Consider the following 12,596-nt stretch of genomic DNA (forward strand, 5'->3'; position numbering starts at 1 on the left):
ATTGAATGGTTTACCTAAACTGAGAGGAGATAATTGAATGAAAGAAAATGAAATTTTCGAAATATTGGGGATTGATAAAGATAAGCCTGTAAATATTATTTCAAGACGTGATTTTGAAGGTGATAATAGATTGACAATAGTAATCCAAAGTAATGGAGCTGTAGACTCCATAGAGCAGACCGTAAGTTCTGCACGTTTACTTATTGATACTATTTTCAACAAAACTTCCAAGGAAGATGACGATACAGTTCAATTAAAAGCTGTAATATCTCTTCTGGATCACATAGGAGCTTGTATCCGATCTAATTTGCCTTATAAGTTCAATGGAATGAACATTGAGATGGTGAAAGAATACATCGATTGGTTTATGAGAGACAACCTTCATAACTCGATGGAGTTTAATAATATTCTTGATCGGAAAAGCGAAACCTAAATAGAAACTGATAGTTAAATGAAGACCATTAAATCTTAGTAAAGAGGAGAAACTCATATGGATGCAATTGAAATAATGCTAAAAGCCTTAGATCCGGGATCACTGCAGAGACTAGCTTGCGATATGCTTCCTCTTCTACATACAGACTGGAAGGGAATAAATAAAAGTGGAGGAGTAGAAGGCACAAACAAAACAAGAAAGGGTACACCCGATGCTTGGTGTCATAGGGAGGATGGTACATTAGTTTATATTCAGGCAACAGGGGACCCGAGTAAAGGGAAAATCCTAAATGATTTAGAAAAAAGTTTGAAACACTTAAAGAGCCAGAATATGAATGCTGGAGCATTGTGTATAGCTTTTCTGAACTTTGATCCCCAGAATGCTGAAATTGAAGAGTGCAAGGCGAAATCTAAGGAGTATGAATGCGAGTTCAAGTTTTATTCAAACACTGAGATTTCAAAATTACTTCAAAAGAAATTTCCAGAATTACTCAAAAATTATCTTCCTATGCACTCTTTTGACGTAAAGAAAGTAAAAGAAGAAATCTGCAGTGAAGTATCGACATTGAAGGGAAATTATCAGGAATTATATAGCTATTTTTCTGGCTACACTTCAAAAGATGTTTTCATGCGGCCAGTTATGAAAGAATTCAATAATTCGATGCTTATATATTTGAATTAGATGAATCGAACATTTTCGATTTTGACTACTATTAAGGATAAAAATTACTCACTGCTTTTAGATAATAATGTTCTTAAAGATATTGAAAAAATAATCAATAACAAAATGCCATTTAACGGGGATGTTACCGATATACCGGATGTATATGAATTTATTACTGACGAAACAATGCACAAGAAAAGAATAAAAGAGTTTGATAAGTTGTTGAAAAAATTACTCAATCTAAAATGATGGGGTGGTGCTGCTCGGGTTATGAGTAGATAGGATTAAAAAGCTGACCGTTGAATTAAATTATAACGGTAGGCACATTAATTTGCATCGAAAGAAGCAGGAGAAGGAACAGAAACTACAATCAATTCATCCTGATAGGTTCAATACCCGCTCTCGGTGGCAGTGATTTGTTACCAGCCAAGATAGGTAGGAATTTCACAGTATTTCTGTTCAGTTGTTTGGCGACCTCTCCTGATATTCTCGAAAAAAGATCTTTTGGTAAATAATATTGTCACCCCGCTCATCCGGAATAATTCGGATGTTATGCCGCTTTATTTCCCTCTGTACCGTTCTTGCGCTGAACACCGGCTGGTCGCCTCAGCGCAGCCGTCTTGCAGGCGACCGGGCGCCAGCCTGCGCAAGGAAACCAAGAAGGACGCTGGGAGTATGGTGGCGGCCAGCTGGCCGCTGCTTGGGCGGGCCATACGGTCCGCCTCGTTTTGCATCGGGAGCGAGCAGTCACCGTGGCGGTTTTCGCCGGACCGAGCCGGACATTCCAGGCAGTGGCGGCCACAGTACCGTTCTTCCGCTAATCTTCGTTCGGTGTCAAAAGAAAATAAAGTTCTAGACTGAAAAATAAAGTGTTAGACTAAGCAAATAAAGTTCTAGACTGAGAAAATAAAGTATTAGACTCCCATGCCGCTAACGTGGCACCATCAGATGATGAAATAAAGTTATTTCAGGATAGACTGAAGGACGTTCATTAAGCTAACGGGCAGGAGTTATAATTATGTTAAAATAAGGATACCTTTTAAGCTCATTTTTAATCCAAAGGTCTTCTTCTATTAGTTGTGTCGAGGTAATGGCTGACATAGCCATAATCTGACCCGACGCAACGCGGATGAAGTTGTTTACGCAGGAAGAAATTCGGTCGTGGGAAAACCAGAATCAACATGATTGGAAGCACATTAAAAAATACAAAGACCCAAGTACAGAGAAGCTAAAGGATTACCACAAAGGAATCGAAAATGTTCATTTCAACAAAGAAAGTAAATCAGCAAGAAAAAATGATTATCGAAAATACAGAACACAAATGAAACGTTTATTACTTAGTGAACAATACGATCTTCTACGCAACTATCAACGAACAAGCGGTTGGATTACTTGGTAAGAAACAATAGCCATGCAAAGAACGGCAGCCTCTTAAAATGGGATGCGGTTTCTCAACTAACAGGCAGGCTAACGTAGCTGGCTTGTTCAAGCAGATTGAAGGATTTTACAGTATATGATCTAGGTCACTTGATGAATTACATTTATTTATAAGAAGGGTTTGATGATTCTAATGGTGGAATTTGATAAACAGTTTATTTCTTGGTGTAAACGGGAGACTGGTAAGTATCAGATCAAACTCCTAGACCAAGCAATGTATCCACTTGGAAGCGGCATTTTACTTAATTACCGTAAACGATACTTTATCGTAACATGCTACCATTGTGTTCGTTATATAGATGATGTACGTGATCTTATAGCACCGGTTCATTACCCTAACGGTCAAGTAAAAGCCTTTAATCTAAGAAACCCTCAGAGTGACCCGGAAAGTGATTTAGCATCGTTTGAGATTTCATACGTGGACTTGTCTGTAACACAGAACGAGAAAGGATATATACAGGAAGTTTTGTTTGATGAATTAAAACCAGAAAATAATATCGGCGAGCTAATTGTAATCAATGCAACCAACTATACTGGATATGATCGTGACGAAAAAGAAGGTTTGACATTGTTGCGCTTAACCACGCTACCATACTTTACTGAAATTGAGGAATATGAAAATGACTTCTTCAAAGGAAACGCCGATACAAAAGGTATTGGTGAAGACGGGGTAGAATACCAAGTAGAAACCTTTGCGGGAATGAGTGGGAGCCCCTCATTTAAAATCGATATTAAAAGGAATTTATTGCGATGGATTGGAATCTTGACGAACGGTGATCCAGGAGCCGGTTCTTTTCTGGTGTTAGATTATCGCTTAGTTATTAAATTTTTAGATCAAAAATACTTTAGTAAATGAAATGAGCATATTGGTAAAATAGAAGGAATAATAATTGATTTTAGGGTTATATAACATGGTACCAGTTCAATAAATGCAAGAAGCAATAATAAATAACTACAAAAAATACTGTGATCAACATAACGTTAACTATGAAATTATTGAAGATGGTGACAACGTAAAATTACTTGGAGATTATAGAAGCAGCTGCAGCACTGGTGAATCGCAGCTCGGCGGTGCAGGGAAACCGGGAAGGGCGGTGGATCGACCCGCAAGGCTTCTGTTCATACTACTGAACTGATTGACCAGATGACTGAGCTAACGCAAACATTGATGATACGCTCTATATTGCCAAACCAGGGAGCATACCGCCGAGGTGTTGCTCCTTTATATTATTAAAGTAACGAGTAGGTTTAAGATTAATCGCGATGAATCATATCATAAATAGCGTTTAGCTAACAGGAAATAATAGCTCAATAGAATCAAGGAGGCAGCCGATTAACGCGCTCGGCTGCTTTTGTTCAGCTGACAGGCAGGATAGTTACAATATTTGGTGGAATATCTTATGAGAGCAAACCACTCTTGAATAAGGAGGGCTTTTCAAAGACGTAAGATCAAGTGACTGGTTCGCTCCTGGAAATGCAATAGCTGTAAACCAAACAATAAAATATTATTATGTTTATAAAGTTGTAGACTGAACGCCTGCAAGGCCCGGCTTGAGCAGTCACAGCTCGGTTCCCGTTACTTTGTTATTGAGGTGGAGTAATTTATGGACTATTTAGATCAAGTTGATTTAGCTGTGTTCTATTCAATGGATAAAAAAGAACGTACATTTAGAGACAAAAGTGTTCCTGAGATACAACGTGATTTCTTTTTAAGAGATATGCCTGTAAATGGCTACCTATCTAACTCTCCTAGAGGAAATTTACCATCCAATAAAACACTTGTCTTGTTTCATTTTGATCGACAAGTGATTGCGAGCGCTATTTTTATTAAACAGTTGACAATAGATGATTCTGAATATCAATATGCAAGTTATTTCATTCCGGATTCAATAATGGTATATACTGAGACGATTGTTATCGAAGAGCTGAGAAAGGTTTCCTCAAAGATAGTGAATTTCCAAAGCTTTATGCCTCACACAAAGAGGAATCTATACCTTTATTAATCACTCTCCTTAGAAATAGGAAAAAAAGAGGCTATTGCGTCGTACTGGATCCTTCAGCTGTAGAACAGTTTTCAATGGAAATCGAAAACGGATTGGATGATCTTTCCAGAACTGAAAAGCTGACCATGATTAAATTAAGGGTTGCTCAATCCATATTTAAGGACCGTCTCCTGCAGCAACGACAGAAATGTGATTTGTGCGGCTTAACAAATGTGAGGTTACTTAGAGCGAGTCATATTAAGCAGTGGAGTAGTTGCAAAGATAGTAATGAAAGGCTTGATCCAGAAAATGGGCTGTTACTCTGTCCTAACCATGACCAGATATTTGACAGGAAATTAATTTCATTTGATGATGTGGGTAATATTCTAATTTCACCAATGTTGACTGATTTGGATAGAAATTTTCTGAATATTGATGAATTTAGAAGATTAAACTTAAGTGAAAAGAAAAGCAGATTTATGCAATGGCACCGACAAGTGTTTCTGTCTAAGCATGAATCTGAATAAATGTATCATTAATTATTCTATATAACTTATGTTTAAAGTAAAAAACATTTATGAACATTAGTAAACTTGGTTATTAATTAGCTCATTTATAATGGGTTGACTTTTTTAGAAATAGCGAGGGATTCGGCAAAGGGCCCAAGTTCTTGTCACCGACAACAACTTTAGACTAAAATCAGGTAAAATAATATAGATATCATATATTTACGTAAAATACTGTTTTGACGAATAAAAAAATTAAGATTATAATCTTATTATAACTTGATCTCGATCTGAGGTGTAAAATGGATAAACACGTGAAGCTTAATTATATGAAACGGATAGACGAAAAACTGTTGGAATTACCTTGGTACGTCACTGAATACATAGACAGTCGTAAGCGAAAATTATCTCACACTACACTTTTAAACTATTGTCACGATTTTATTATATTTTTTGACTGGATGGTTAGTGAAAATCTATCTGCAGATATGCGAATTAATGTAGGCCTTACACATCTTGAAACTTTGACTGTGCGCGAAGTGGAAAGTTTCTTGTCTTTTCTAGAATACAAGTTGGGTAATTCCAAAATTACAATAAATAGAAAGCTCTCCTCTTTAAAATCGTTGTTTGATTATCTCCAGAACAAAGCAGAGACTTCCGATTTGAAGCCATATTTGCAGCGAAATGTGATGGCCAAAATGGAATTGAATGCCGTTAAAGAAAGCCAGGAAACGATCGCCAAGCGAATCGAAGGTAAGATACTTCGGGACGACGATTTCGAATCTTTCCGAAAATTTATTGCATATGATTATGGAGAAATATTGAAGGCAAATAAACGAATCTATAATTTCCACCAATTTAATCGTGAACGGGATACAGCGATTATATCCTTAATTCTGGGTTCTGGGCTTCGGTTATCTGAAGTTGTAGGATGCAATTTAGAGGATCTTGATATTCATAAGGGTCTGGTGAGAGTAATACGGAAGGGCAACAAAGAGCAGTATGTGTATTTTAGTGAGCAGGCATTAATGGATTTAAATAATTATCTTGAAGTTAGAGAATCAAGGTATAAACCAGATAAAACAGCAGCATATTTATTTTTGGCTGCACCGGTAGGACGTAAAGGAACTAATCGCCGCTTAAACCAAAGATCTATTGAGAAGCTCGTTGAAAAATACGCAATTGCTTTTGGCAAGCCGGCGCTAACAGTACATGCTTTAAGACACTCATTTGCAACCCGATATCATAAAGAGAATAATGATGTACCTAGGCTTAGAATTCAAATGGGGCACTCATCTATACAGACTACGATGATATATACTCATTTGACTGACGAAGAGATGCGAATTGCAGTTAATAAAATGGACCAATAATATATATTAAAAGTGATATTAATAATTAGTTTCATAACAAATAACACAAAACCGCTAGTATTTGACACAAAGATTATCCCTTCGAAGGAAAATGACACAAAAGTTACCCTGTTAGAAGCGAATGACACAAAAGTTATTCCTATAGGAGAAAATGACACAAAGATTACCTCTCTAAAGGAAGACTCAAATCATATTTGAACCTTCCTTTAGAGAGAGCAACTTAATTCATTAGTTTTCTTATTATATAGGGGTAGACTTTGCGTCATTCAATTTTAAGAGGTAAGTTTCGTGTCAATAAAGGGGGTAAGTTTGTGTCACTGTACACCTGGATACTGAACCGATAAACCCGCGGTGCTTCACGGTTTTTATCGTACATATGCACAAAACCCGTATTTTGTACATATGTATGTATGGAGATTAAGTACCTTCTGCATTTAACTATGTCTACAAATAATAAACATCCACTCGGCAATTGGACCAAATTCTTGTCCTGAGCAAAGCACAAGAATTTGGTCCCTTAAAACAGATTATGTTGAATGCTCTGCATCCTCAAGCCATTTTTTCAATAAGTGGAAATCTTCAATCTCTCCCAAAACGATCTTTTGTATGTCCCCATCTGTTACTACTTAGGTCCCCTTGAAAAAATATTGGCCATTCTCCACGCTCGAAAAGGAGTTTCACTCTCCCCTGTCGAAAGAAAAAAGACAAAACCCGGGAGGTGAATGAGGTATGGATGTTAGCCCACAGCAAGTCCTTCAGATCAGTAAAGGGGATCCTGAAATTGCAGGCTTCATCCAGATGCTCCTCGACCAAAATCGGGCCTTGACCGAACAGAATCAGCGCCTTCAACAAATCGTTGACACCCAGGCGAAAGAGATTCAATCGCTGAAAAAACGCGTGCATGAGTTGGAACGGCAACTCCAGCAGAAGAGTCATAACAGCAGCAAACCTCCATCGAGTGACGGGCTTCGCAAGCCTCCAAATCTGCGGACCCCTGGCGGTCCCAAAGGCGCACCAAAAGGCCATCCCGGGACGACGCTCCACGTTATCGACAATCCCGACGAAGTCGTGGTCTGCGAATTAACCACCTGCCCGGACTGTTTGGGTTCGCTCGCAGATGCCCCTTGTCTGGGAGAAGAACGGCGTCAAGAATTCGACCTTCCGGTGTCCCGCATCTGGACCACCGAGTTTCGTGCCGAGCAGCGCTACTGCGCTTGTTGCCAAAAAGTCCAGCGTGCAGCCTTCCCATCCCACATTACCGCTCCGGCCCAATATGGCCGCCGGATGGCGGCGTGGACGGTCTATTTGCATGCCTTTCACTTTCTTCCGCTTCAGCGGATGGCTCAGCTCTTCGAGGACTGGACCACGTATCGGCCCAGCGAAGGTACCTTGCTTTCCTTTTTAGAGACCGCCCATGACCGTTTCGCCCCCATCGAAGAGCATATCCGTACCCAGTTACATCAGAAAGTCAAAGTCCATGCGGATGAAACCGGGTGCCGGGTTGACGGACGAACCCAGTGGATGCACGTCATGTCTGACGAAACGTATACCTTGCTCCAGCTGCACGCCAAACGGGGAGCTCCCGCGATGAAAGACATCGGTTTTTTACCTACTTATACGGGAACCGTCGTCCATGACTGCATGAAAGGATATTTTAATGAGAAGCATAGCTATTCCCATGCCTTGTGTAATGCCCATTTGCTCCGGGAATGCATTGGAATCGCCGAGCATGACGGACATGAGTGGGCGAAGCAGATGAAGGATCTGCTGACGGAGGGATGGGCCCAGGCACTGCGTTCCCGCCAAGCCGGGGTTCTGTTGGAGCCGGAGATCCTTCAATCGTTTAGGGAACGGTACGACACGATTCTCCAAACGGGTGAAGGGGAATGGTCGAAAGACTGGGTACGGGCCAAAACGTGTAAAAAAGGGCGTGCCATTAAGAGCAGAGCCGGCAACTTGGGAGAACGCTTTTTGGTATACAAAGAGGCGATTCTCAAGTTTCTTTGGCGTCCCGAGATTCCGTTTGATAACAACCAAGCCGAACGTGATCTCCGAATGGTCAAGGTCAAGCAAAAAGTCTCCGGTTCGTTTCGGACCGAAGCCGCAGCGAAATGGTTTGCCCGCTTACGGAGCGTCGTCTCCACCTACATTAAACAACAACTCCCTGTCCTTGCCTCGCTATCTCTTGCCTTTTCCGGTAACCCTGTTTTGAAGTGACCTAAGTAGTAACCCCCATCTTTATTAATAATAAAAGTTGAAGGAAGCGCAGTAACTCTGTAAAGTGCAGATATCTTACCAGTTACATCAATCACCACTGGAAAAGAAAACTGCCGCTCCTTCATATATTCCGATACTGTTCCCTTGGATTCCCCCACATTGATAAACAATGTTTCAATCTCTGCACCTGATAAGAGATGGATTTCATTAAGCAGCGGCATTTCCTGCATACATGGCTTGCACCAACTGGCCCAGAAGTTGAGCAGCACTACTTTTCCCCTATAATCAGCCAAGTTTAACCTGTCTCCAGTCAATGCGGTAGCTTCAAATTCAGGAGCCGGAGCTCCTGCCATTACTCTTGCAGATGGTCCTTTATTTGAGTGATTGAGATAAACAAAGACAATAGCCACAGACGCCGCAACAATAACCAGCCAGGTTGCAATTTTATATGTCTTCAGTATCTTCATTGTAACCCCAGACTATGGTTAAAGGCCTCGTACAATGAACCATGCTTCGTCCGGAATTCTTCTGTTGACCCTGAACCGACATTTTTCCCCTGGCTTAAAAATATAATCTGATCAGCTACCGTATCGGCAATTTCCAGCTGGTGTGTTGAGAAAATCACAGTATGTCCCTCTTCCCTGATCCCTTGAAGCAGCTTTACAAATTCATTCATCCAGAACGGATCAAGTCCGTTGGTCGGTTCATCCATAATCAGCAGCGGTGGTTTGGCAAGTAATGCTTGTGCGAACAATACACGCTGGCGCATGCCTTTTGAGAAGGTGTTCACCAGGCTATTGCGCTTGTCCTGAAGACCGACCAACTCAAGGACTTCCTCCACCCGATGCTTACGTTTTGGAATCTTCCGTAATGCCGCCCAGAATGTCAGTGTCTCTTCCGCCGATAGACCATGATTGAACTGATAATCATCCGGCATATAGCCGATTTGCTCGGAGAACTTTCTGCGGGATTTGCTCCAGTAAAGTCCGCTCACAGAAACTTCACCTGCTGTCGGCTGCAGGATTCCGGCAATCATCCGCAGAACCGTACTCTTTCCTGCCCCATTACCGCCACAAAGGGCAAAAATGCTTCCTTGCGGGATTTGAAAGCTAATATCTTCGACCAAAGTCTGTTTTTTGATTACTTTTGAGATCCCATTCACTTGAACTAACGGGTTATCCACGGGAACGCCCCCTTTCCCAAATCCAATAGACTGTCAGAATGGAGAGCAGAATCCAGATTAGACATACCCCTATAAACAACAGACTGCCATTTGGCCGGCTGATCCATTCAACCCACTGATAGTATTCAGGTCCCAGTACAGAACCTCCGCCCAGCTTAACCACAACGAACAGCCGTACAAGCTCTGCCGGATTGAGGATGGTTAGTGCAACAAGTAAAGGTTTGATCCAGAGATAGGGCAGCAAGCCTAATCCTGCAATCAGAAAGGTTGGCCAGCCAATGACTGCGAAGAACCATACGGCGACAGATACGGTGAGAGCTTGCCAACGATTACGGGATAAAGAGCCGATAAACAGGGCGATCGTCAGGAAAAGCAGCACAAGTCCCGCCGAGAATGCCAGAAACAGAAAATAGGTATTTGAATCAAAGGCTGTACCTAATAAGCCGCTAATCAGCCCCATCAGTCCGTAACCAAATGCAACAATGATAAGCAACACGGCAGAAAGGCCAATATATTTGCCCAGAACAAATGATAATGTACCTATGGGATAAGTGGACAGCAGCTGCCAGCTGCCGTCCTCCTTTTCCGATGTCAGTGAGAATGATCCAAGAAACAAAGTCATTAGCGGTAATAGATAAAGAATCAGGCTGAGCATGGAACCCGTGACGGCAGTGTAGCCTTCTACGACATTTTGCGCATTAATCAAAAGCATGCCAAGGCTGAACGTGCAGAATAAGGCCAGGAAGGAGTATGCCCAGGGGTTCCGGAAGCCCATTTTTATTTCTCTGCGGGCTATTTGCACGATATCAGCCATGCTTACATATCCATCTCTTTTGAATCTGCATCTTCCTTAGACGAATGCTCATCCATATGACCTTCATTGTCATCATGCATATCCATATTCATCATATCCGTGTTTTGCTTCCATTCATGGGAAGACAGATCTCCGGCTGTCAGAACTTTTCCCACACCCTGTTCTTTTACGAAAGCTTCAGCTGCCGTCTTATCTTTAAAACTGACTATGCCATAAGCCATCGGCGTGCGCAGAGATTCATCATACACATAGCTGGCTTTGCTATACTCAACCCACTCTTTGTCGTTATAGTCACGCACGTAATCCATGCCAATATTCTCTGTTCCGTTCTGTTCCTTCCACTTGTTCATACAACCGATATCATCAAACTTGAGGTTCTTTCCATCCTTGGTTGTGAGCTGCGTAGCAAACGCATCATCCTTGACCTGCATATTACAGATGACGCAAATATCTGTTGCTTCATTAACTGCTACAGGTTCATATTTCTTTTGCCCACAAGCAGCCAGGATGGCCACACTCATTACTACCATTAATAACAAACTCCATTGTTTCATCTTCATAATCTCAATACCCCCAGATATATTATTGATATTACTGACAAAAACAAAAGCAGCCAGCCTACTACCATTACTGTACCTTGGCCTCCACCCGCTTGATCTTGAGTGACGGCACCTGCCTCCAACTGCATCAGAGGTGCAGGATCGGTTGACCATTGTGCTTTTCCGCTTGTATACATTTCACTTAGAAAGTTCATGCCCGGTGACTGGAAAAATAGCTGATAGGCCGCATTAGTGGACACTAATTGCTGATAGAAAGGATTGATAGCATACCTAAGATCGCTTAGACCATCTCCGGTAAGGTCTAGCCCTTCAAACGAGTCCCAGTAGTTGCCGTTCAATGCGTTATCTTTACTGCCTGTCGCCTGAGCTTCAATTACATTGGCAACAAAGCCATTACGCTGAAAACGGTTACCTTCTGCATCCTCAAATTGAATGCCGATATAGTTCCTGAGAACAAGGTTATTCTGCAGGATATTATCCGAAGATTGCTGCATAAAGATCCCAACGCGGTTGCCTTCTACCACATTGTTCACCACACTTGAGGTTCGCACATCATAGAGCAATATTCCTTGAGAGTGAACGTTCTGACTCTGCTTGCGAAAAGAATTGCCCGATACGATCACATCGGTTACTCCCATTATCATTGCTCCGGTGATGTTGTATTCACCGGTATTATTGATGACCCTGGAGCCATTTATGTACATACAATGCACACCGTACCGCAAATAAGATAGCTTGTTCTGATCCACTACAGTGTTGCGGCTGTTCTCCAAATAGATGCCATCACGCAGATAAGAGATTTCATTCTCCCGGATCTCTGTCCCGTGAGAGTTATAGAGATCAATACCATTGCCTCTTGTTCCCGGAGCCTCTCCCTTTGGAATAAACCAGCGTATCTTATTCATTGAAATAAAACCGCCATTAGCTTCCCGGAGCACAACTCCAAAACCGGCCGTATGAATGGTAAGGCCTTTCAATGTAACCCGGTCAGCCTCAACTCTCACCGCAGCGGCCTCTCCGCCGTTATTTTGCTGAATATTAAGATTCTCCAGTTGTACACCAGCGGCACGGATCAGAACTGCCACCTGTTCGTTTGCTAAAGTGTTAAGAATTGTCGCTTCGCCGTTCCCGTTAATCGTCAGTTTCTTGTCGATATGAATGGGACCCAGATAAGTTCCCGGCGCCAGTGTGATACTCTCCCCGTTACTGGCTGAATCAATCATGGGTTGAAGCGGGATAGCTTCTACACTTAACTTGGCACTAACCGTGCTTCGGCAATATAGGCTATCTAGCAACAAGCATATCAGGATCGTAATCATAACTTTTACTATTCGAGGAAGACAGTCATATTTATTTGTTGGCATTGTTCCCCCCTGCGCATTGCCGTTCCATTACTCTATCATTAACAATTCTGTAAGCTATAAAACA

At 41.7% G+C, this 12,596-nt stretch carries 13 protein-coding genes; 8 read left to right on the forward strand and 5 right to left on the reverse strand.

The window, feature by feature from the left end; translation table 11 throughout:
• Window positions 1-37 precede the first annotated feature (37 nt).
• From K1558_RS11940 to tnpC, 8 genes are all read left to right on the forward strand, one after another.
• Window positions 38-433, forward strand: a complete 396-nt coding sequence (locus K1558_RS11940; protein ID WP_238651796.1) for a hypothetical protein — start codon at window positions 38-40, stop codon at window positions 431-433.
• Window positions 434-490: 57 nt separating this feature from the next.
• Entirely contained in the window at window positions 491-1,114 is a 624-nt protein-coding gene (locus tag K1558_RS11945; RefSeq protein ID WP_238651797.1) for a hypothetical protein, read from the forward strand.
• A 21-nt stretch (window positions 1,115-1,135) separates the two neighbouring features.
• Window positions 1,136-1,345 carry a hypothetical protein gene (locus K1558_RS11950; RefSeq protein ID WP_238651798.1) on the forward strand — a complete coding sequence of 70 codons (210 nt, stop codon included), beginning with the start codon at window positions 1,136-1,138 and terminating at the stop codon, window positions 1,343-1,345.
• Window positions 1,346-2,657: 1,312 nt separating this feature from the next.
• Entirely contained in the window at window positions 2,658-3,389 is a 732-nt protein-coding gene (locus K1558_RS11955) for a serine protease family protein (RefSeq protein WP_238651799.1), read from the forward strand.
• A 748-nt stretch (window positions 3,390-4,137) separates the two neighbouring features.
• The gene (locus tag K1558_RS11960; protein ID WP_238651800.1) at window positions 4,138-4,536 is read left to right on the forward strand and encodes a hypothetical protein; all 399 of its coding nucleotides are present in this window, start codon (window positions 4,138-4,140) and stop codon (window positions 4,534-4,536) included.
• A 74-nt stretch (window positions 4,537-4,610) separates the two neighbouring features.
• Window positions 4,611-5,042 (forward strand): HNH endonuclease, encoded by a 432-nt coding sequence (locus tag K1558_RS11965; protein WP_238651801.1) that lies wholly within the window; start codon window positions 4,611-4,613, stop codon window positions 5,040-5,042.
• Between the two features lie 281 nt (window positions 5,043-5,323).
• On the forward strand, window positions 5,324-6,394 hold the full coding sequence (gene xerS / locus K1558_RS11970; protein ID WP_238651802.1) for a tyrosine recombinase XerS: 1,071 nt from the start codon (window positions 5,324-5,326) through the stop codon (window positions 6,392-6,394).
• 729 nt (window positions 6,395-7,123) lie between these two features.
• Window positions 7,124-8,611: an IS66 family transposase gene (tnpC, locus tag K1558_RS11975; RefSeq protein WP_238651803.1), complete on the forward strand. Its 1,488-nt coding sequence runs from the start codon at window positions 7,124-7,126 to the stop codon at window positions 8,609-8,611.
• Here tnpC and K1558_RS11980 read toward each other — a convergent pair.
• Genes K1558_RS11980 through K1558_RS12000 form a run of 5 tightly spaced genes read right to left on the reverse strand, consistent with a single transcriptional unit; the run spans window position 8,539 to window position 12,532 of the window.
• Window positions 8,539-9,078, reverse strand: coding sequence for a TlpA family protein disulfide reductase (locus K1558_RS11980; protein ID WP_238651804.1), 540 nt, complete (start codon window positions 9,076-9,078; stop codon window positions 8,539-8,541). The genes tnpC and K1558_RS11980 overlap by 73 nt on opposite strands.
• Window positions 9,075-9,794, reverse strand: a complete 720-nt coding sequence (locus K1558_RS11985) for an ABC transporter ATP-binding protein (RefSeq protein ID WP_238651805.1) — start codon at window positions 9,792-9,794, stop codon at window positions 9,075-9,077. Before K1558_RS11985 ends, K1558_RS11980 begins: the two co-directional genes overlap by 4 nt.
• A complete protein-coding gene (locus K1558_RS11990; protein ID WP_238651806.1) occupies window positions 9,787-10,608 on the reverse strand; it encodes an ABC transporter permease in 822 nt (273 codons plus the stop codon). Before K1558_RS11990 ends, K1558_RS11985 begins: the two co-directional genes overlap by 8 nt.
• Before the next feature lie 2 nt (window positions 10,609-10,610).
• Window positions 10,611-11,168 carry a nitrous oxide reductase accessory protein NosL gene (locus tag K1558_RS11995; protein WP_338019688.1) on the reverse strand — a complete coding sequence of 186 codons (558 nt, stop codon included), beginning with the start codon at window positions 11,166-11,168 and terminating at the stop codon, window positions 10,611-10,613.
• Complete coding sequence (locus K1558_RS12000) at window positions 11,165-12,532, reverse strand: right-handed parallel beta-helix repeat-containing protein (protein ID WP_238651807.1); 1,368 nt, start codon at window positions 12,530-12,532, stop codon at window positions 11,165-11,167. Before K1558_RS12000 ends, K1558_RS11995 begins: the two co-directional genes overlap by 4 nt.
• Between the last annotated feature and the right edge of the window lie 64 nt (window positions 12,533-12,596).

Origin of the sequence: Paenibacillus piscarius (assembly GCF_022234545.1) — a bacterium.
Lineage (GTDB): Bacteria > Bacillota > Bacilli > Paenibacillales > Paenibacillaceae > Paenibacillus_AQ > Paenibacillus_AQ piscarius.

Bases quoted from the DNA above. Each gene is read 5' to 3' on its own strand.
- K1558_RS11940 (WP_238651796.1), top strand. From the start codon at position 38: ATGAAAGAAAATGAAATTTTCGAAATATTGGGGATTGATAAAGATAAG.
- K1558_RS11945 (WP_238651797.1), top strand. From the start codon at position 491: ATGGATGCAATTGAAATAATGCTAAAAGCCTTAGATCCGGGATCACTG.
- K1558_RS11955 (WP_238651799.1), top strand. From the start codon at position 2,658: ATGATTCTAATGGTGGAATTTGATAAACAGTTTATTTCTTGGTGTAAA.
- K1558_RS11960 (WP_238651800.1), top strand. From the start codon at position 4,138: ATGGACTATTTAGATCAAGTTGATTTAGCTGTGTTCTATTCAATGGAT.
- K1558_RS11965 (WP_238651801.1), top strand. From the start codon at position 4,611: ATGGAAATCGAAAACGGATTGGATGATCTTTCCAGAACTGAAAAGCTG.
- xerS (WP_238651802.1), top strand. From the start codon at position 5,324: ATGGATAAACACGTGAAGCTTAATTATATGAAACGGATAGACGAAAAA.
- tnpC (WP_238651803.1), top strand. From the start codon at position 7,124: ATGGATGTTAGCCCACAGCAAGTCCTTCAGATCAGTAAAGGGGATCCT.
- K1558_RS11980 (WP_238651804.1), bottom strand. From the start codon at position 9,078: ATGAAGATACTGAAGACATATAAAATTGCAACCTGGCTGGTTATTGTT.
- K1558_RS11990 (WP_238651806.1), bottom strand. From the start codon at position 10,608: ATGGCTGATATCGTGCAAATAGCCCGCAGAGAAATAAAAATGGGCTTC.
- K1558_RS11995 (WP_338019688.1), bottom strand. From the start codon at position 11,168: ATGAAGATGAAACAATGGAGTTTGTTATTAATGGTAGTAATGAGTGTG.
- K1558_RS12000 (WP_238651807.1), bottom strand. From the start codon at position 12,532: ATGCCAACAAATAAATATGACTGTCTTCCTCGAATAGTAAAAGTTATG.